Raw genomic sequence first — 20,785 nt, forward strand, 5'->3', positions numbered from 1 at the left:
AGAGGAGAGATAGTATGCAGGTCGCAAAGGTAATAGGAAATATCTGGGCAACCAGAAAGGAAGAAAAGCTGTCGGGTCTGAAGCTGCTCCTGGTAAAGCCCATCGATGTTCTGGACGGGACGGCGGACAAGTCGCCTCTGGTTGCCGCTGACACCATCGGGGCAGGCGTGGGGGAGACCGTGATTCTTGTGGGCGGCAGCTCTGCGAGAAACGCTGCGGGAGATACCTCCATTCCGGTGGACGCTACGGTGGTTGGAATTGTGGACGATTTGGAAATTGACCGGTCTGTCCTGGAACAGTAAAGAAAAGAGGCTGCTTATGAACCTGATAGAGACTGTTAAGGCGGCAGGGGTCGTGGGTGCCGGGGGCGCCGGCTTCCCGACCCATGTGAAGCTGAATACAAAGGTGGAATATTTTATTGTAAACGCCGCGGAATGCGAGCCGCTGATTGAAACGGACAAATATCTGTGCCGTACCTGGGCAGAGCGGATTGTCCGGACGATTCCGGTGATCGCAGACTTTCTGGGAGCCTCTAAAAAAGTAATTGCCCTGAAGGCAAAATATGAGAGGGAAATCGCCGCATTGAAGCAGGCTGTGGAAACGTGCGGAAGCGATGTGGAGATTTTCGGGCTGGGGTATTTTTACCCGGCGGGAGACGAACAGACGCTGATACAGCAGGTAACGGGAAGAAGCGTGCCGGAGAGAGGGCTTCCTTCCGACGTGGGCTGTGTGGTAGATAATGTGGGCACGGTGCTGAACATCGCCGATGCCCTGGAGGGAAAGCCTGTCACGGAGAAATACCTGTCCGTGGTGGGAGAGGTGCGCCAGACGCTGCTTCTGCGTGTGCCGGTGGGGACGCCGGTGCTGGAATGCGTGAAGGAGGCACAGCCTCTGATCTCCGATTATGCTCTGATCATGGGCGGGCCCATGATGGGAAAACAGCTGACGGAGCGGACGGCTATGGAAGCGGCGGTGGTGACGAAGACAACCGGAAATATTATGGTCCTGCCAAAGGAGCACTATCTGTTTAAAAGAGCGGCGCTTCCGATGGAGACCATAAAGCGGCAGACGAGGAGCGCCTGTATCCAGTGCCGGATGTGTACGGACCTGTGTCCGAGATATCTGATAGGGCATCAGATGAGACCGAATCTGGTGATGCGGAATCTGTGGCGCGAGGAGACGGCGAAGGACGATGAGGAATTTCTGAAGATGTTCGGCGACGCTGCAAACTGCTGCAGCTGCGGTGTGTGCGAAATGTTCGCCTGCCCGATGGGGCTCTCCCCGCGCAAGGTGAACGAGTACATGAAGGGCGAGCTGCGGAAACGGGGGATCCAGGTGCCGAAGAATCCGGAGGCACATGCGCGGGAATTTGTGGATGAGCGCAAGACGCCCACAAACCGTCTGGTGGCGAGGCTGGATCTGAGTAAATATTATGGAAAGCATCCGCAGGAGTGCCGGGAACTTTATCCGGAGACGGTGTTCATTCCCTTCTCCCAGCATATCGGGAAACCGGCGGAAACGGTGAAAAAGGCGGGAGATACGGTAGCCAGGGGCGAACTGCTGGCGGCTGCCGCGGAGGGACTCTCCGCCAACATTCACTCCAGCGTGGACGGAGTGGTGGAAGAAATAACAGAAAAAGGCGCGCGTATCCGCTGCGGAAAGGAGTGAAAACATGAGTCTGGCGATTGGCATGGTTGAATTAAACAGTATTGCAAGGGGCATTGAGACCTGTGATTATATGGTCAAGGCGGCGCAGATTGAGTTACTCCGTTCCTCTACCGTGTGTCCGGGGAAATTTATGATTTTAATCGGGGGCGATACCGGCGATGTGCGTGCATCCATGAAGGAGGGCATATCAAGGGGCGGCGAGTGCGTAGTGGATACCCTGCTTTTGCCGAATGTCCATCCCACCCTGATTCCGGCGATGACGGGGACAACGCAGGTGCCGGATTACGGCGCGGTGGGCGTGCTGGAGTTTTATTCCGTAGCCGCGGCGATTACCGCTGCGGACAAGGCGGCGAAGGCGGCGAATGTCACGCTGATGGAGGTCCATATCGGATTTGCCATCGGCGGAAAGGGGTACGTAACCCTCACCGGCGACGTGGGAGCTGTGAGAGCCGCGGTTGAGGCCGCGTCCAGGGGAAGCGAGCTGCTGGTTGGAACCACGGTGATTCCGCGTCCCGACAGGAAGCTGTTCAATTCCCTTCTGTAAGAGAGGCAAGCAGGAGGAAAAAAATTAAGGAAAGCCTGAGAGAAACCTGCCGGAAAGGAATGACAGGCGGTTGTTTACATAAAGCCGGAGACGGGGTACCGTAAGCAGCGGCGGGGGTGCGGGGCTCAGGGAAAGGAGAAAATATGAGCGTATTTACAGAGAGTGTTTCAGCATGGGTACAAAACATATCAATTAACTCCGTAATTATGATGATCATGATGATTTTTATGCTGGTGGGAGCCATCGATAAAATCCGCGGCAATAAAAAAGGGTACGGTGAAAAGTTTGAAGAGGGCTTCAACGCGATTGGACCGCTTGCTCTTTCTATGGCGGGCGTAGTGGCGGCGGCTCCGGTACTGGCCGAGATTCTCGGACCGATTATCACACCGATCTACACCTTCTTCGGTGCAGACCCTTCCATGTTCGCCACCACGCTGCTGGCGTGCGATATGGGCGGATATCCGCTGGCGATGGAGCTGGCGTCCGATGAAGCGATCGGTAACTTTGCAGGACTGATTCTGGGAACCATGATGGGTCCGACCATCGTATTCACGATTCCGGTAGCGCTGGGCATTATCTCCAAGGACGACAGGTCTTACCTGGGAGCCGGTGTTCTGGCAGGTATGATTACCATCCCAATCGGCTGTATCGTCGGCGGTCTGGCTATGAGCGCCATGACTTCCTACAGTCTGAGCATCGGAAGAATTCTGCAGAACCTGATTCCGGTTATCATTATCGCTGCTCTGATTGTTATCGGACTGTGGTTTGCTCCGGCAAAGATGATAAAAGGCTTTAATGTATTCGGCACAGGCGTTACGATTGTAATTACTGCTTTTACTGCTATCGCAGTATTCGAGCAGATTACCGGTATCATGTTCCCGCTGTTTGACGTAATGGCGACCAAGGATGCAGTGACCGGATTAAGTCCTCTGGACAGCGGTCTTCTGACCTGCGGACAGATTGGTATCGTGCTTATCGGCGCTTTCCCGATGGTGGAGTGGATTACCCGTACCTTCGGCGGCGTGCTGAAGAAGCTGGGCGGCGTACTTGGTATCAATGAGCAGGCGTCCGCCGGTATGGTAGCGAATCTGGCAAACAACATTGCCATGTTTAATATCATGGGCGAGATGGATCCCAAAGGCAAGCTGCTGAACGTGGCGTTCGCGGTTTCCGCAGCCTTCGTATTCGGCGACCACCTCGGATTTACCGCAGGCGTAAACCAGGAAATGGTTACTCCGGTTATTATCGGTAAGCTGGTGGCAGGTATCACCGCTCTGATTGTGGCGAATATTCTGTCTCCGAAGCTGCTTGCGAAGATTAAATCGACAGAGAAATAAAACGTTTCATGGAAAACCGCGTCCGGCGGAAACGGCGGGCGCGGCCAACTGAAAGGACGACGGTATGAATATTAGCGAAGAATTGATTCGGGAGATTATAACAAAAGTATTGGAAACTGCCACGCAGGAGCAGAAAACGGCGGACTGCGGGTTTGAAAAAATCGTGGATCCCAGCGGTATCATCGGGATCAAAACCTCCACGGTAAAGTGTGAACCGTTCCAGCAGGAGGGCGTGGCGCTGAAGGATGTGGTGACGCTGGAGGAAGCGCCGCGCATGGGCTGCGGCATTATGGAGCTCGACCACACCAGCTTTGAGTGGACACTGACCTACGACGAGTACGATATGGTTATCGAGGGAACGCTGGAAATCGAGATTGACGGAAGAGTGATATCTGCGGGACCTGGTGATATTATCTATATTCCAAAGAACAGCCATATTCATTTCCAGACGCAGGATAAAACGCGTTATGCATACTTTGTGTATCCCGCCAACTGGTCGGAGCTGGGCTGACGGAACGCTGCCGGGCAGAGACAGAACTGAGACGGGCTGACGGAAAGATGCCGGGCAGGATAAATTCCCCGGACCGGGGAGAGAAGGAGAGCTGCGATGGAGCTGCATTTAAAACAGGGCTATTATAAGGACATCCGGGCGTGCGACGAGATTGCCAGAGGCTCCGTTTTGCACGAACGGTACTTTTCCGGTTCCTACCGGACAGAGGATTATATCCGGTCCTATTTTCCGGACGACGGAAGAGGACGGCTTTACTTTGCCATGACCCCGCGGGATGAGAAGGCGGGGCTGATGGTAATCAGCCGGAACGGATTCACCAACGAATTTCACTATCTGGCTCTTCTGTGCGTAAAGAATGAATTTCGCGGACAGGGTGTGGGAGCCTGGATGCTGAAGCAATTCGAGCAGATGGGACGCGAGGACGGAAAGCGGAAGGCTTCCCTGACAGTCAGCGATTTCAATGTCCGTGCTTTCGAGTTTTACAAAAAGAACGGATACTACGAGGTGGGGATGATACCGGACGCGCTGGTTGACGGAATCGGAGAGCATCTGATGCTGAAGGATTTAACGTAGAAAATATAATCTGAAAAAAGAAACAAATGCGGGAGCCGGCCAAAAACCGGCTCTTTTAATGCTTGCTATCGGACAGGGCAAATGTCATAATAGCAGAAAAGGAAGCGTCTGTGATGCCAAAAGCGGCGTGTGCAAGCCAGGTCTGCATCCGGTTCAGAAGATGTAGTAACTGAATAAAGGCATGGTTTGCGACGGAGAAAAAGCAGCCGCGGCACCGGGAAGGAGAACGAAATGAGCGAAGGACTGCGCGTCTGCCGGAAATGCCTGCTCAGAGAGCAGACGGAGGCGGAATATTTTAAGAATCTTGAAAGCTATATTGCCGGATTACCGGAGGAAGTGCGTGTAAGCCAGCAGATATACGAGGAACGGCTGGCGTGCTGCAGCCATTGTGAAAATCAGATGCAGGGGATGTGCCGTCTCTGCGGCTGCTTTGTGGAGCTGCGCGCCGCCATGAAGGTGCGGAAATGCCCGGCGCTGCCGTGCAGATGGAATGCCGTGCCATAATAAAGAGACTATCGGGTCCGGAAAACCAGACTGCGCGTTACAATTCACGGAATGTTTTTTGGGACAGCCCGCGCGTCACAACAGGGCATTTTAAGAACAGATTGTTAGCTGCAAAAAGTTACTGTGAATGAAATGAACAGTAACATAATAGTTTTCACATAAAATTCACATCACAATATATTGACACATAACAACATATCATATATAATCAGATTCATAAGAAAGGAGGAGAGATATGGAGGCGATATATTTATTACCGTTTCAGGCGGCTGCGGTTCTCTGCGATGTATATCAGAGAAAAATACCCAATACCCTGATTACCGCCGGGATGATTACAGGCGCGGCGTATCAGTGGAGCGCCAAGGGTCCGCCGGGGCTGCTTGCATTTGCAGAGGGAGCGCTGCTTCCGCTGCTGGTTCTTGGCATCCTGCACTATTTCCGGATGCTTGGGGCGGGGGATATAAAACTTCTTATGATGTCGGGCGGATTTTTCGGCGCGGCAGGAAGTCTGAAATGTATCTGTTTATCTTTTCTGGCTGCCGGGGCTCTATCTCTGGCGGTACTTGTCAAGCACCGCGTTCTCATGCGGCGTCTGCACTACTTTGTCCAATATATCATAAATTACCGGCAGACCGGGAAATGGACTCCCTATATCCGGGAACGGGAGAATCCGGCATATCTTTATTTTTCCATTCCGGTGCTCCTTGGAAGTCTGCCGCTTATAGGAGGTTTTTTGTGAAAAAACAGAAGTTTGCAATTTTAGATATGGAAGAAACATATGCTTACAATCTGATGGAATACCTGTCGGAGCGGCAGAGCGTGCCCTTTGAAACAATGGTGTTCGGCAGCGTGGAGAGCCTGCGGGCATATACGCAGCAGAGCACGCTGGATTTGCTGCTCGTTTCAGAAAAAATGATGTGCGCGGATATCCGGCAGATGAATATCCGCAGAATTATGGTGCTCTCTGAGGGAGAAGCGCTGAGAGAATATGGAGACTGCCCGGCGGTCTATAAGTATCAGTCCTCGGAAAGTCTGGTTGCAGAGGTGATGAGCTGTTATGCGCGCCAGGAAATTATGCCGCAGCCGGAAATTGCGCTGAAGCGGCGGGTGCAGATATGCGGGGTGTATTCTCCGGTCAGCCGCTGCGGAAAAACCTGCTTTGCACTGACGCTCGGTCAGATACTGGCGCAGCGCCAGCCGGTGCTCTACCTTAATCTGGAGGATTATTCCGGCTTTGCAACGCTGCTGGAGCGGCAGACGGTTTCGGATATTTCCGACGTCATGTATTTCCTGCGCCAGAATCGTGGAAATGTGGTGCTGAAGCTGAATTCTGCCATGCAGAAGCTGGGCGGCATGGATTATCTGCCTCCGGCGCCATGCTCACAGGATTTGCGGGAAATCAATCTGGCGGAATGGATACAGCTTCTAAACGAGCTGGTTTCCTTCAGCAGCTATGAAACGATCATTCTTGATATCGGTCAGCCTGTCGGCGAAGTTTTTTCACTGCTCTCACAGTGCAGTGTAATCTATATGCCGGTGTGTGATGACATCGTATCCAGGGCGAAGACAGATCAGTACGAGAATCTGCTCAGGGAAATGGATTACGGGGAAATTCTGGAAAAGTCACATAAAATGGTGCTGCCGTTCTGTACGCCGATGATGCAGGGGGAATATTTTCTGGAGCAGCTTGTGGACGGACCAATGGGAGAATTTGTGCGGACGCTGCTGAAGCAGGAGCAGTCCGGATGGGAGGATGGATATGGAACGGGAGCAGGAGGAATTTAAGGAGCTGCACGGCAGACTGATGGAGCTTCTGGATACCGGGCGAGACATCACCGATGAGGAGATTTATGAGCAGATTGACAGGCTGCTGCTGAAAAAGAGCGACAGTCCGTACAGAAGTCTGCGCAGAAGAGATGCTCTCCGCAGAGAGCTGTTTAATTCTGTGCGCAAGCTGGATATTCTGCAGGAGCTTGTAGATAACGACCGGGTAACGGAGGTCATGGTGAACGGGCTCGACGGCATTTTTATCGAGCAGTCTGGCAGGGTGGAACGGTGGGATAAAACCTTTTCTTCGCAGGAAAAGGTGGAGGACCTCGTGCAGATGATTGCGGGCAGGAGCAACCGGATCGTAAATGCGACGGTGCCGATCGTGGATGCCAGGCTGGAAAATGGCGCGCGGGTAAACATGGTGCTCCCGCCGGTGGCGCTGAATGGTCCGATTATCACCATACGCCAGTTCCCAAAGCACCCGATTACCATGCAGCAGCTTATTGCGTGGGGAGCTGTCACAGAGGAAGCCGTCTGCTTTTTGCGCAGGCTGGTGATAGCAGGCTACAATATTTTTATAAGCGGCGGAACCGGCTCCGGGAAGACGACATTTTTAAACGCACTGTCTGATTTCATTCCGAAGGATGAGCGCATTATCACCATAGAGGACAATGCGGAGCTGCAGATACAGGGCGTTTCCAATCTTGTACGGCTGGAGGCGCGCAAAGAAAATACCCAGGGAGAGCACGCGATTACCATCCGCGACCTTATCCGTGCAAGTCTCAGAATGCGGCCGGACCGTGTGATTGTCGGAGAGGTGCGCGGCGAGGAAACCATTGATATGATACAGGCAATGAACAATGGTCATGACGGCAGTCTCTCCACCGGTCACGGAAACAGTCCGCGCGATATGCTTGCGCGCCTGGAGACGATGGTGCTGATGGGTATCGAACTGCCCGTCTCCGCCGTCCGGCGGCAGATTGCTTCCGGGCTGGACATTATGGTGCACCTGGGGCGGATGCGGGACAAAAGCAGAAAGGTGCTGGAAATTATCGAAATTACGGGATACCGCTACGAGACGGAGGAAATCCTGACGCATACGCTGTTTGAGTTTGAGGAGGGCAGAAAAGCGGGCGACAAGCTGGAGGGAAGCCTTGTAAAAAAGGGCGAGCTTCAGCAGAGAAAAAAGCTGGAAAGGGCGGGACTTGGCTGAATGGATTACCGGAAATATAAATTTTCACGAAAAGAGCTTGCCGGGAATCTGGGGCTGTTTCTGCTGCTTGCGGCGGCATTCAGTTATCTGTTTTACCGTTCGCTGATTGCATTTATCCTCTGTCTGCCGCTGTTTAAGATGTTTTTGAAAATCCGCCGGGAAAGCTGCATGAAAAAGCGGCAGAGAGAGCTTTCCGCACAGTTTCTGGCAGGGATGCAGTCGGTCTCCGTGGCGCTCTCGGCGGGATGCTCCGTGGAAAATGCTTTCGGGGAAGCGCTTCGAGAGCTCAGACAGCTATATGAAGAGGATGCCATGATTGTGCGGGAATTCCGCTATATTGTTGTCCAGCTTGGCATGAACCGCAGTCTGGAGCAGCTGCTGACCGGTCTGGCGGTGCGCAGCGGCATAGAGGATATCCGGAATTTTGCGGATATTTTTTCAGCGGCAAAAAGAACCGGCGGCAATCTGATTGCCATTATCCGCAACACCGTCCAGTGTATTTCCCAGAAGGAGGAAACGCGGCGCGAAATCAATACCTGCCTTTCGGCAAAGCGGCTGGAGCAGAATATCATGAGCATCGTACCCTGTATGATCCTGGTCTATGTGCAGATGGTTTCTCCGGGCTTTCTGGACGTCATGTATCACAATCCGGCGGGGATTCTTATCATGAGCATCTGCCTGCTGGTTTATTTCCTGGCATGGCTCTGGGGCAGGAAAATTGTGAGCATAGAGGTATAAGAACTAAGGAAAGGAAGGGTGCTATGATACTGTGTTTTATAATATTAATCGGGATGACAGCGCTTCTGTGCCTTTCCGCAGGCATCAGCCTGCCGGAGGAGATTACGCCGGCAAAGGGACAGAGCGCTTTCTATAAAGCGGCATACTACCTGTTGAAGCTGGCGGGGAGACGGGGCGGACGGGGAAAAGGGTGTGAGGCGTCCGGAGCACGCGCATCTGCCTTTGAGACGGAGCGGCTTGCGCGCGTGCTCCTGGTGTTTTTTCTGGGAAGCGGAACCGGCATTCTTCTTCAGGCGGCGCTGGCAGGGCAGTCAGCTCTGCAGGATGGCTATGAGCTGACAAGACCGACAGACGGGCAGGATGCCAAAGTCTGGGAGCTGCAGGCGCAGATTGGGGAAGATGCCCAGACAGAGCAGCTGGAGGTCGTGGTAAGCAAACGCCGCTATACGGAGGAAGAAAAGCAGGAGCTTCTGGAGCAGGCAATCCAGGAGATTGACCAGGTTATCCTGGGGGATAATACATCGGCTGATGAGGTGCGCGGGCGCGTGGTTCTGCCTGCCTCGGCAGCGGACGGGCAGGTAAGTGTCCAGTGGCTGCAGGAGCCGCTGGATTTACTGGATGCCGACGGCAATATAACAGAAGAACTGCCGGAAGAGGGAGCGCTTCTGCAACTGAAGGCGCTTCTTGACTGCGACGGCAGAGCGGCGGTCTACGAATGTGCCCTGCAGCTTTATCCTCCGCTGTACAGTGAGGAAGAAAAGCTGCGTCATACTCTCCAGAGCGAGGTGAAAAAGGCGGATGAGCAGAGCGCGGAGGAAGCGACACTGCGCCTGCCGTCAGAGCTGGACGGAGAAAAGGTTATCTGGGAAGAGAAGGGGACGGATATCGCCGCCACCTGTCTGGGAATTACGGTTCTGGCGGCGGTCTGCGTATGGATCGCCCGGAACCAGGAACGGCAGCAGGCGCAGGAGCACCGCCGTCGTCAGATGCTGATGGATTACCCGGATCTGCTTTTTAAGCTGAGCATGCTTCTGAATGCCGGACTGACCATGCAGAACGCCTTTTTTAAAATAGCGCTCGAATACCGTGACCGGGAAACGCCGGAGGTGCGCTTTGCCTATGAAGAAATGCTTACGTCTTACTATGAAATGCAGAGCGGCGTACCGGAGGCGCGTTCTTATGAAAATTTCGGCAGACGCTGCGGTGTCGGCAGCTATAACAAGCTGGGCACGATGCTTTCCGCCAACCTGCAGAAGGGCTCCCAGGGGCTTGCGAAACTTCTGCAGGAGGAAGCGGCGTTTTCAATGGAAGAACGCAGCCAGATGGCGCGTAAGCTTGGCGAGGAAGCAGGTACAAAGCTGGTACTGCCGATGATGCTGATGCTGCTTGTAGTGCTGGTAATACTGATGGCGCCGGCGGTGATGTCATTTTAACCGTTACATTGTTTTTTATGGTTTTTGCAGCGGGCACAAAACCTGTCCGGGCGGTTACTTTAAACCCGCCGCGCCCTGGCTGGATTTCCAGAAGAAAATGATGGCGCGCGTCAGCTTTTGGAAGCCCTCGGCTTTGTACTGCTGCGGACAATCAGATGAGGCTCAAAGGTGATGGTGCGCTTTTCGATATCCGGATGCTCAATTTCCAGAAGCGCCTGCCGGGCAGCCTCCTGCCCGATTTCGTAAGCGGGCTGGTTTACCGTAGTCAGGGGCACCGCAAGCATACCGGAAAAGTCGATATTATCGAAGCCGACGATGGACATATCATCGGGGATGGAGACGGCATGTTCCTTTAACGTCTGGCAGGCGCCCAGAGCCATGACGTCGTTAAATGCAAAAATGGCGGTTGCTTTTGTAGAGCGGAGGATTTCTTCCGCGGCTCTGGCGCCGCCCTCCTGACGGTAATTGCCGCAGAACATATATTTTTCGGGAAGAGAGAGTCCGGCCTCCTTCATGGCAAGCCGGTAGCCTTCCAGACGTTCCAGCGTTACCGTAGAGTGCCTTGGTCCCGTGATGCAGGCGATGTCGGTATGCCCGTAATTAATTAAGTGCTTTACGGCGATATAAGCTCCCTTCCGGTTGTTGAGCTGTACGGCGCTGCAGTGCAGCTCCGGATAATAATGGTCAACGGTCACAACCGGTACCCTGACATTGCTGAGCAAATCAGAGTAAAGGGACAGATTTTTCGGACTCAGAGAGGCGGCGGTAAGAATAATGGCGTCGACACCTCTGGATTTTAAAACATTGATGCCGCGCACCAGCTTCTCAGCGTCAAAGTCGGTGTTCAGAAGAATAATATTCTTATTATGGTTGTTCATTTCTGCGTCGATACCGAGCGCCAGATTGGAATAAAAATGGTTGCTGATATCCGGGATGATAAGCCCGATGGTGTTGCTCTGCTGTTTTACAAGCCCGACAGCAAGCTGATTTGGGTAGTAATTCATCTCCTCAGCCGTTTTCAGGATCAGCTCACGGGTGGCGTCGGATACGCGGCATGGCTTTTTATTTAGTACAAGCGAAACTGTGGTGACAGAGAGATTCGTCTCTCTGGCAATATCTTTTAAGGTTGCGGACATGGCGAAAACCTCCCACGGATAAGTTTTTATAGGATGCCGGAAAGTAAAATATCCCATCCTATAAGATATTTTATCATCCGTGCAATAAAATATCAAGATAAAACGTTAAATCCGATAATGGGTAATATGACACAAAAATGGATGCCGGATTTTGTGAAGTATTAACAAAAAGCTTATAAAATGGTGAAAATATCAAAAAAAGTTGTTGACAATAAACAATGATGAGAATATAATCTAGGTATCAAACATGATAAAACGTTTTATCAAAAAGGAGGACGAAAGATGAACAAGAAAATGGTTTCAATGGTACTGGCGGCAGCGTTGACAGGTGTATCCATATTCCCGGCAGCAGTGCAGGCGGAGGATTCCGGAAAGGTAATGATTTCCATCCTGTGCGATCTGGAAAGAGCAAATGTTGGCATTGGAGGTCTTGATACGGGCTTTTATGCAGCACTTGATGAGTGGGCAGAGGCACATCCGGATGTGGAGATCAGTCTGGAGAGTATGAACCAGACGGATTATCAGACAAAGATTACGTCTCTTGGCGCGGCGGGCGATATGCCGGATATGTTTATGCTGAAGGGTTCCTGGACAAAAAATTTTGCAGAGAATGGCTGGGTAAAAGACATTACAGATGTTCTGGATGCAGACCCGGAGTGGAAGGACGGATACATCGAAGGCGGATTTGATGCGGCAACTTATGATGGAAAGATTTACGGCGTACCGCGTGAAAGCCTTGCAACCGGACTGGTTTTCTACAATTCTGATTTATGGGCAGAGATCGGTTATGAAGAATTCCCGTCTACCTGGACAGAGCTTCTGGACGCGGTAGAGAAGTTTAAGGAAGCCGGTATTACCCCGTTTGTCATGGGAAATAAGGCAAACTGGCCGGCAGAGTCCAACTGGCTGAGCACGCTGGGCGACCGTTTTACCGGAACGGAATGGACGAATTCGATTATAAACGGAGAGGGCGCCGCTTTCACGGATGAGGAATTTGTAGCTGCGCTTACCTGTTTCCAGGAGCTGGCGCAGGCGGGCGCATTTAATGAAGATATCAATTCTCTGGACGATGTAGAGGAAGATACCGTGTACTTTAATAAGAAAGCGGCAACGATTGTTACAGGTACCTGGTTCTTTGCAACGGTGGATTCTTCGGCTCCGGACGATGTAAAGGCAGCGACAAAGCTTGCGCTTCTTCCTTCTGTAGAAGGCGGCAAGGGAGACGCTAACACAGTATCCGGCGGACCGGCATGGTTCTTCTCTGTGAGCAGCAACGAAATGGATGAAACAAAGACAGAGCTTATTATGGACCTCTTAAAATATGTCAGTGACGAGCATCAGGCAGATGTTTCCGCTTCAGCAGGTATTATTACCGCATGGGCGAATCCGACCTATGATGCTTCCGGTGTACCGGCGCTCTTTAACGACTACAACGAGCTGATGAAAACAACGACTGTGGTTCCGATTTATGATGCGATGATGGATGCGGCATTAATTGAAACCATGAATACCGGTCTGCAGTCTCTCCTGATTGGAGAAATGACACCGGAGGAGCTTGCGGAGAACATTCAGTTTGAGTACGAAATGGCGCAGTAAGGGATAAAAACAGTGCTTTGACAGTTTCAGATATCCGGAGCAATCCGCCATATCGGGGACGGAATGAACAGAAGGAATGGCAGGCAGCCTGCCATTCCCTGTATGGAGGTGTAGATGTGAAAAAAATCGCAGATAAACGCGGAACCAGACTGGCAATCTTTTTGTGTCTGCTTCCGGCACTCGCCATATATACCTATGTGGTGGTTGTTCCGATTATTGACGCAGTCCGCTACAGCTTTTTTAACTGGTCCGGCGGACCGAATATGAAATATATCGGGCTGAAAAATTATCAGATGCTCCTGAAGGACAAAAACTTCTGGGCGGCATTTCTGAACAACATAAAGATTACGGTAATCTGTGTAATTGGGCAGATTGGCATCGCCTTTATTTTCTCCGCGATGCTCTCCTCCCGCTTTATTAAGCTGAAAAAGTTGCACAGGGTAGTAGCCTATTTCCCGTCGACGCTGTCCGCGGTAGTGGTAGGCTTTACATGGTCCTTTATTTTTAACTATGATTACGGTCTTATCAATGTCATACTTCGCGCTTTGGGAATGGATAACTGGGCGCAGGCGTGGCTTAACAATCCGGACACCATCATCGGTGTAGTATGTATCCCGCTGATCTGGCAGTATATCGGATACTACATGGTTATCATCATGGCGGCAATGAGCTCGATTGACCCATCCATCTATGAAATGGCGGAGCTTGACGGCGCGGGCGGCGTGCAGAGAGCACTGAAAATCACGCTGCCGATTATCAAAAATTCCATTGGCGTGGCGGTCATGCTGTGTATTGCCGGAAACATGAAGATTTTCGACCATATTTATGTAATGACAAACGGCGGACCGGGAACAAGCTCTATGGTAATGGCACTGCAGGTGTATAAGACCACCTTTGTGAAGAATCAGTTTGGTTATGCCAGCGCAATGTCAATCGCTATTCTGATTCTGAGCCTTGCGATTACAGGCGGCAGCCGCCTTCTGATTAACCGTCCGTGGAGAAAGGAGAAGGATTTCTGATGATAGGGAAAAAAATAGGGCGAGTGCTCTGCAATCTGATTTTTATTATTTTTTCGTTTACCTGTGTGTTTCCGATTATCTGGATTTTCTATTCTTCTTTTAAAACCCAGGCGGAGTTTATGCAGAGCTCTGTTGCACTGCCGGAAGCGCTCAATCTTACAAACTATATCAGCGTATTTACTTCCACATCCATGCTGAAGTATATGCTGAACAGTGCAAGAAATACCCTGCTGGCAGTGGCTGTTATCATTATTATTGCATTTCTTGCAGGCTATGTGCTGTCACGGTACAAGTTCCGCGGCAGAGGAGCGATTTATAACTATTTTATCATGGGTATGCTGATTCCCATACACGCGCTGCTGGTACCGATGTATATCCAGTTAAACGGAGTGGGACTGACCAACCACTGGTATACTCTGCTGATTCCGTATATCGGATTCGGACTGCCGATTTCGATTATGCTGATTGAAAGCTATATTTCTTCTATTCCGGGTGAGCTGGAGGAGGCGGCAGCCATTGACGGATGCAGCTTTACCAGAACGCTGTTCCAGATTGTATTTCCACTTGCCTCCCCGATACTGGCAACGGTTGCAATCATCCAGTTTTTCGCGGTGTGGAATGAGTTTACTTTTGCACTGATACTTGTAAATGACGACAGCCTCCGCACGGTGCCGGTAGGTCTGACGATGTTTAAGGGAGCCTACACCGTCGATTATCCGAGAATGATGGCGGGAATTATGGTGACGATGCTTCCGGTTATGATTTTGTACTTTATCTTCAGCAAACGTATTATTGAAGGTATGGTAGCCGGTGCGGTAAAGGGCTAAAGAAGAAAATGACTGCCGGCGTTGCACAAAAATTCGGGACATAAGTATCTGCCGGCATTGCACTAAAGATGGGAACAAAAATATCTGCTGGCATTACGCAGAAAATATGGGACATAATTATCTGCCGGCGTTGTGCGGTGCCGGAGAATGGAGGAAACGATGGTAAACTTAAATAGTGGATGGCAGCTTCATGAAAGCCGCCTGGATGTGGACAAAAATCAGTGGGCTTCGGTGCTTGCACAGAAAGAGGACTGGTATGACTGCAGCCTTCCGGCGGATGTCAGAATGCCGCTGCTGGAGAACGGGGTAATCAGGGAACCGTTGAAAGCCGATTACTGCTTTGAATCCGAATGGATTGAAAAAAGAGCATGGTGGTTTAAAAAAGAATTTGACAGTGCAGAAGTGGACTTTGATGATGACATTATCCAGCTTATCCTGGAAGGACTGGATTCCAGAGCCGATATTTTTGTAAACGGAAATTACATTGGGACACATGTCAGCGTACATTATCCGTTTGTGTATGACATCAAAGGTCTGCTGGTGGAAGGAACCAATACCATTCTTGTCCGTGTGACGACCGGATTGGAAGAAGTGACGGATAAAGACCTTGCGGAGCTGAATTATGCTGTGTGCACAGAATATGACAACGGAGGCAAATACCGCAGCGATAAGAGACGTGCGTTTGTCAGAAGACCGCAGTATACGGTAGGCTGGGACTGGGGACCAAAGGTTGTGAGCTGCGGGATTACCGGCGGCGCCAGACTGGAAGGACACCGGCAGATCGCGCTCAGAGAGGTGTATGTGCAGACCGTGGAGGCGGCGGAGACAGCAAAGCTGAAAATAATGCTTAATATCGAAAATCTTGGCTTTATCAGCTCAAGAACCGGCGCCTATAAAATCCGGATTTCCTATGATGGTAAAACGGTTTACGAAAGAAGCTGCAGCGATGTACTTCTGACCTCCGGGTATAATTACATAGAGGAAGAAGCTGTGATTGAAAATGCGCAGCTCTGGTGGCCGAACGGATATGGCAGCCAGCCGCTGTACGATGTGGAAGTGGAAGCTTCCTGCAATGGTGCAACAGAGCACTGGCATAAAATGCGTTATGGTATCCGCACAATCAGTATAGATACGTCCGTCATCAGCGGAGAAGACCGGAAGTTTGAATTTCTTGTAAATGGGAAAAAGGTATTCTGCAAGGGCGGAAACTGGATACCGAATGATTTTATTTACGCGCGTGTGACAGATGAAAAATACCGCGCACTGATTGACGAGGCTATTGAAGCGAACTTCAATATGCTGCGCATCTGGGGCGGCGGTCTGTATGAGAGAGATTTATTCTACGAGCTCTGCGATGAAAGGGGTATTATGCTGTGGCATGATTTTATGTTTGCGTGCGCAACGCTTCCGGACCACCGGCAGCAGTTCCGTGAGGAAATACGCAGAGAATTTGATTATCAGACAAAACGTCTGAGAAACCACTGCAGCCTTGCACTTTTCTGTGGATCCAATGAGGTTCACTGGCTGTTTAACCATCTGGATAATCCGAGGTGGGGAATCGAGTTTTCTTATGAGCATGCTTACGGAATGTCACTCATGAATATACTGGCAAAGGAAATCATCCATGCCAACTGCCCGTCGGTTGCTTACTGGAACAGCTCGCCATACGGCGGAGAACGTCCGAATGACAATTCCCTGGGTGATATCCATCACTGGAATTGTGCTTTTATGAGCCAGAAGATGGAAGAGCGCATCGAGGCAAAGGATTACGACAAAATCGGGGCGAAATTTGTATCGGAATACGGCTACGTTGGGCCATGCTGCCGGGAAACTATTGAAGAATATATGGACGGACAGCCTCTGGACCGCAGCAGTAAGCTCTGGTGGTGGCACAGCAATGTTTTTGAAAAAGGCACTGTGCATACTGCGATTGAGAAAAACTATGTGGACCATGCGGATGAACTGCCTCTGGATGATTACATCACTTACGGCGGACTGGTTCATGGGCTTATGTATGGCTATTCGCTGGAATCCATGAAATTTAAGGAGCATTGCTATGGCGGACTCATCTGGATGTATAACGATGCATGGGGTGAAGTTGGCTGGACGATTATTGACTACTATCTGAGAAGAAAAATTCCGTTCTACGCGGTAAAGAGAAGCCTGGCACACCGGAAGTTTGCAATGCGTGTGGTAGACGGGGATGTGATTCTGCAGGGTATAAATGACCTGCCGGAAGCAATGGAAGTGACCGGACGGTTTGGATGGATTTCCTTTGACGGAAAAGAACAGGAGCTGCGGGATGTTTCGTTCCGTGTGGAAGCAGGAGAGAGAACTTATCTTCTGCGCGAAAAGCTGCCGCAGAAGGACTTTACAAAAGGAACAATGGTTCTTTACGTTGATTCGCCGGAAATTGCAAATGCATGGCTTCGCATGGATGATATGAGAAAGCTGGCTGTTCCGGAGGCGGAGGTGACCTGCCTGGAAGACCGACGGGAAGGCGATGACCGTATTATCAGAGTTACCTGCAATACGTTTGCACACGCGGTACATGTCGATGGAAACTGGAAATGCTCCGATAATTATTTTGATTTGCTTCCGGGGGAGGAAAAGACATTTACCGTGAAGGACGCCAGAGAGAACGCGCTTACCGTTTCTGCGGTAAACTGGCAGAGCATGTAAAGGTATCCGCGGCGCGGCGGAACAGGAATAATTGAGAAGAAGAGGGATGACATGAAACGCTCAGAAATAAATGCAGCAATTCTTTATGTGATGAAGGCACTGCGGGAAAATAAATTCCCGCTGCCGCCCTTCGCTTATTATACGCCGGAATACTGGCGGACTGTGGATGAGAGCGAGGTGGAAATTGCCGATAATATGCTCGGATGGGACATTACGGATTTTGGCTATGGAGATTTCGAGAAAATTGGTCTTTCTGTATTTACGTTCCGGAATGGAAATTATAATTTTCCGGAAAAATATCCCAAAAATTATGCGGAAAAAATACTTTTTGTGAGAGACGGGCAGATTCTGCCGTTTCATTATCACTGGTATAAACGGGAAGATATTATTAACCGCGGAGGCGGGGATCTGGAGATTACCGTATATAATTGTACAGAAGATGATTTTGCTGACGTGGAGGGCGGAAGAGCGGGTAAACCGGGGAAATTTGCGGATACCGATGTACATACTGTTATAGACGGGAAAAAGATGACGGTTCCGGCAGGCGGGAAAATCGTTTTAAAGCCCGGACAGTCCATAGCTATCGAGCCCGGACAGTACCATCAGTGGCAGGGCGTTCCGGGAACCGGCGATGTGATTTTGTTTGAAGTATCTGCCACCAACGATGACAATATCGATAACCGTTTTTACACGAGCGGCAGGCGGATTCCGGAGGTGACGGAGGATGTGGAACCGGAATATCTGATGTTTGCTGATTACAAAAATTATTATAATCCTGCCGTGCAGCAGGCGGAAAGAGCTTGACAGTTTTACCCTTGTATTATGTTCCCTTCTTTGTTAAAATAAAGACGTAAAATGAGAAGGGAATGCTCGGATCTTCGTTGCATTACCCATGATTACCGGATATCTGCTTTGGTCGGTTTACGACATGGCAGAACCGGTAGTTGTGGGTAATTGTGTTTGGGAAAAATATGCCGGAAACACGGGGCGGAGGGGATGGTATGTCCCGGATTAAGCTGGCAGGATGTACAGGGAGGATAAGCGTGATAACATTAACAAACCGGCAGGCGCGGCAGTTTCTGCTGCTGAAGCATGGACTCCTGGGAAGTTATAAATTTTCCGGAAAAGAGGGAGCGCTTGCATTTATCCGGCAGACTGGCTGTATCCAGTTCGATCCAGTGGATGTCTGCGGGAAAAATGCAGAGCTTACGCTGCAATCCAGAGTAAAGGGATTCCGCAAGCAGATGCTTCATGAACTTTTATATAAGGACCGGGCGCTGCTGGATTATCCCGATAAAAATCTTTCCATTATTCTGACGGAAGATTTTCCATACTTTTCAAGGTACCGGCAGGCGGCAAGAGAATGCGGACGCAGTTTTGAAGGACTTGCGGAGCTGGAGAAGCAGGCGCTGGCTTATATAGCGGAAAACGGTCCGGTCAGCTCTGATTCACTGCCGGTTTCCGGCTCAATCGTCTGGCATTCCAGTATTCACTGGAGCGGAAACTGGGGCGGGCGGACAAATGCCGCCAGGGCAGTGCTGGAACAATTATATTCCTCCGGGGACTTGATTATTTATGATAAGATTGGTTCGCGGAAAATATATGATTTGGCGGAGAAATATATTCCCACTGATATTCTGGAAGCGGAGGAGCCTCTGCCGGAAGAATTTGCACATCAGAAATGGCGCATGCTGCGCCGCATCGGAGCGGTTGGACTGTTGTGGAACCGTCCGTCAGACGCCTGGCTGAATATCTGGAATCTGAAAACTGCGCAGCGCAGCGAAATATTCCGTCAATTACTGCAGGAAGAGGAAATCCTGGAGGTAAGAGTAGAAGGCATAAAGGACATCCTGTATGGCAGGAGTGTGGACCGGGCGCTGCTGGATGCTGTGCAGCAGAATGCGTTCTGCACACCGCGCTGTGAGCTGCTTGCGCCTCTGGATTGCATGATGTGGGACCGGAAGCTGATAAAGGCGCTGTTCGGCTTTGAATATACATGGGAAATTTATACGCCTGCCGCAAAACGGAAATATGGATATTATGTGCTGCCCATGATTTATGGGGAACGGTTTGCCGGACGGGCGGAGGTTGTGGCAGATAAAAAGGCGGATGCGCTGATTGTAAAGAATATCTGGTATGAGGATGGAATCAGGCAGAGCGGGGCGATGGCGGATGCCGTTGACAGGTGTATGAGGCGCTTTGCCAGATTTAATGAATGCAGTACGGTCGTCCGGCAGGATAAATGAGAGGGAATCATTGATAGAAGGGTAAGGGATGTACAGTGAATAAAGAAAATTATGTGCGGGGAATGCTGATGATTATTCTGTCGGCATTCTGTTTTGCGTGTATGAATGTATGCGTGCGGCTGTCCGGGGAACTCCCGTCTGTACAGAAGAGTTTTTTCCGGAATCTGGTAGCGGCAGTATTTGCGGGAATTGTAATTGTGAAAAACCATACGTCTCTGAGAATTGAGCGGGAAAGCCGTCTTCCACTGGCGATGCGGTGTATATTTGGCACAATGGGAATTCTCTGCAATTTTTATGCAGTGGACCATCTGATGGTGGCGGATGCTTCGATTTTGAACAAGCTGTCCCCGTTTTTTGCGATTTTATTTTCGTTTCTTCTGCTGAAAGAAAAGATTACGCATATCCAGGCGGCGTGTGTGGCGCTTGCATTTGCAGGGTGCCTGTTTGTTGTAAAACCGGGATTCCAGAATGCCTCTTTTGTTCCGGCGCTAATAGGCGTCTGCGGCGGGCTTGGAGCCGGAATTGCATACACGATGGTGCGTAAGCTTGGCACGCAGGGAGTAAAGGGACCGGTAATTGTATTTTACTTTTCGCTGTTTTCCTGTCTGATCGTCATACCGTGGATGGCGGCAGTGTTTGTGCCCATGAGCGCGGGGCAGATAGGGATACTCCTGCTTGCCGGATTATTTGCAGCAGGCGGGCAGTTTTCCATCACAGCGGCTTACACCTATGCACCGGCACGGAAAATATCAATTTACGATTATTCCCAGATTATTTTTGCAACCATCCTTGGTTTTGCGATATTCCGGGAAATTCCGGATGCATATAGCTTTATCGGCTATGGTCTGATTATAGCAGCTTCCTTCTTCATGTTTCTGTATAACCGGAAGCAGCAGGAAATGGGCGCCTGATGCCAGTATGGGGCTTTTCTGTGCCAGGATATCCTATGGCTGTTTATGGATGTGTCCAGGAGGAAAAAGAGAGCCGG

General features: G+C 50.7%; 20 protein-coding genes. 19 read left to right on the plus strand and 1 reads right to left on the minus strand.

Features of this window, described 5'->3' with window-relative positions; translation table 11 throughout:
• Positions 1-14 precede the first annotated feature (14 nt).
• The 12 genes from NQ534_RS11050 (at position 15) to NQ534_RS11105 (ending at position 10,291) form a co-directional block, all read left to right on the plus strand.
• Complete coding sequence (locus tag NQ534_RS11050) at positions 15-302, plus strand: EutN/CcmL family microcompartment protein (RefSeq protein ID WP_006861958.1); 288 nt, start codon at positions 15-17, stop codon at positions 300-302.
• Between the two features lie 16 nt (positions 303-318).
• Positions 319-1,668 carry a 4Fe-4S dicluster domain-containing protein gene (locus NQ534_RS11055; RefSeq protein WP_006861957.1) on the plus strand — a complete coding sequence of 450 codons (1,350 nt, stop codon included), beginning with the start codon at positions 319-321 and terminating at the stop codon, positions 1,666-1,668.
• A 4-nt stretch (positions 1,669-1,672) separates the two neighbouring features.
• Entirely contained in the window at positions 1,673-2,212 is a 540-nt protein-coding gene (locus tag NQ534_RS11060; RefSeq protein ID WP_006861956.1) for a BMC domain-containing protein, read from the plus strand.
• A gap of 143 nt (positions 2,213-2,355) precedes the next feature.
• Positions 2,356-3,549, plus strand: a complete 1,194-nt coding sequence (locus NQ534_RS11065; RefSeq protein WP_006861955.1) for an ethanolamine utilization protein EutH — start codon at positions 2,356-2,358, stop codon at positions 3,547-3,549.
• 64 nt (positions 3,550-3,613) lie between these two features.
• Positions 3,614-4,060: a EutQ-related cupin domain-containing protein gene (locus NQ534_RS11070; protein WP_006861953.1), complete on the plus strand. Its 447-nt coding sequence runs from the start codon at positions 3,614-3,616 to the stop codon at positions 4,058-4,060.
• Positions 4,061-4,156: 96 nt separating this feature from the next.
• A complete protein-coding gene (locus tag NQ534_RS11075) occupies positions 4,157-4,633 on the plus strand; it encodes a GNAT family N-acetyltransferase (RefSeq protein ID WP_006861952.1) in 477 nt (158 codons plus the stop codon).
• Between the two features lie 231 nt (positions 4,634-4,864).
• Positions 4,865-5,137, plus strand: a complete 273-nt coding sequence (locus NQ534_RS11080; RefSeq protein ID WP_006861951.1) for a DUF6171 family protein — start codon at positions 4,865-4,867, stop codon at positions 5,135-5,137.
• A gap of 235 nt (positions 5,138-5,372) precedes the next feature.
• A complete protein-coding gene (locus tag NQ534_RS11085) occupies positions 5,373-5,876 on the plus strand; it encodes a prepilin peptidase (RefSeq protein ID WP_006861949.1) in 504 nt (167 codons plus the stop codon).
• Positions 5,873-6,922, plus strand: coding sequence for a P-loop NTPase family protein (locus tag NQ534_RS11090; RefSeq protein WP_006861948.1), 1,050 nt, complete (start codon positions 5,873-5,875; stop codon positions 6,920-6,922). The genes NQ534_RS11085 and NQ534_RS11090 overlap by 4 nt, the downstream gene beginning before the upstream one ends.
• Positions 6,891-8,120, plus strand: a complete 1,230-nt coding sequence (locus NQ534_RS11095; protein WP_006861947.1) for a TadA family conjugal transfer-associated ATPase — start codon at positions 6,891-6,893, stop codon at positions 8,118-8,120. Before NQ534_RS11090 ends, NQ534_RS11095 begins: the two co-directional genes overlap by 32 nt.
• On the plus strand, positions 8,121-8,858 hold the full coding sequence (locus NQ534_RS11100; protein WP_006861946.1) for a type II secretion system F family protein: 738 nt from the start codon (positions 8,121-8,123) through the stop codon (positions 8,856-8,858).
• 23 nt (positions 8,859-8,881) lie between these two features.
• Positions 8,882-10,291: a type II secretion system F family protein gene (locus tag NQ534_RS11105; RefSeq protein ID WP_050778313.1), complete on the plus strand. Its 1,410-nt coding sequence runs from the start codon at positions 8,882-8,884 to the stop codon at positions 10,289-10,291.
• 110 nt (positions 10,292-10,401) lie between these two features.
• Here the strand turns inward: NQ534_RS11105 and NQ534_RS11110 are convergent, their stop codons facing one another.
• Complete coding sequence (locus NQ534_RS11110; protein ID WP_040783227.1) at positions 10,402-11,427, minus strand: LacI family DNA-binding transcriptional regulator; 1,026 nt, start codon at positions 11,425-11,427, stop codon at positions 10,402-10,404.
• A 282-nt stretch (positions 11,428-11,709) separates the two neighbouring features.
• Between NQ534_RS11110 and NQ534_RS11115 the strand changes: the two genes are divergently transcribed.
• The 7 genes from NQ534_RS11115 (at position 11,710) to NQ534_RS11145 (ending at position 20,708) form a co-directional block, all read left to right on the plus strand.
• Entirely contained in the window at positions 11,710-13,023 is a 1,314-nt protein-coding gene (locus NQ534_RS11115; protein ID WP_006861942.1) for an ABC transporter substrate-binding protein, read from the plus strand.
• Positions 13,024-13,139: 116 nt separating this feature from the next.
• The gene (locus NQ534_RS11120) at positions 13,140-14,042 is read left to right on the plus strand and encodes a carbohydrate ABC transporter permease (RefSeq protein WP_006861941.1); all 903 of its coding nucleotides are present in this window, start codon (positions 13,140-13,142) and stop codon (positions 14,040-14,042) included.
• Positions 14,042-14,869, plus strand: coding sequence for a carbohydrate ABC transporter permease (locus NQ534_RS11125; protein WP_006861940.1), 828 nt, complete (start codon positions 14,042-14,044; stop codon positions 14,867-14,869). Before NQ534_RS11120 ends, NQ534_RS11125 begins: the two co-directional genes overlap by 1 nt.
• Positions 14,870-15,028: 159 nt before the next feature.
• On the plus strand, positions 15,029-17,551 hold the full coding sequence (locus NQ534_RS11130) for a beta-mannosidase (RefSeq protein ID WP_242655348.1): 2,523 nt from the start codon (positions 15,029-15,031) through the stop codon (positions 17,549-17,551).
• 51 nt (positions 17,552-17,602) lie between these two features.
• The gene (locus NQ534_RS11135; protein WP_006861938.1) at positions 17,603-18,355 is read left to right on the plus strand and encodes a D-lyxose/D-mannose family sugar isomerase; all 753 of its coding nucleotides are present in this window, start codon (positions 17,603-17,605) and stop codon (positions 18,353-18,355) included.
• A 239-nt stretch (positions 18,356-18,594) separates the two neighbouring features.
• Positions 18,595-19,797 (plus strand): winged helix-turn-helix domain-containing protein, encoded by a 1,203-nt coding sequence (locus NQ534_RS11140; RefSeq protein ID WP_040783311.1) that lies wholly within the window; start codon positions 18,595-18,597, stop codon positions 19,795-19,797.
• 35 nt (positions 19,798-19,832) lie between these two features.
• A complete protein-coding gene (locus tag NQ534_RS11145) occupies positions 19,833-20,708 on the plus strand; it encodes a DMT family transporter (protein WP_040783225.1) in 876 nt (291 codons plus the stop codon).
• Positions 20,709-20,785 lie beyond the last annotated feature (77 nt).

This window comes from Marvinbryantia formatexigens DSM 14469 (genome assembly GCF_025148285.1).
Lineage (GTDB): Bacteria > Bacillota > Clostridia > Lachnospirales > Lachnospiraceae > Marvinbryantia > Marvinbryantia formatexigens.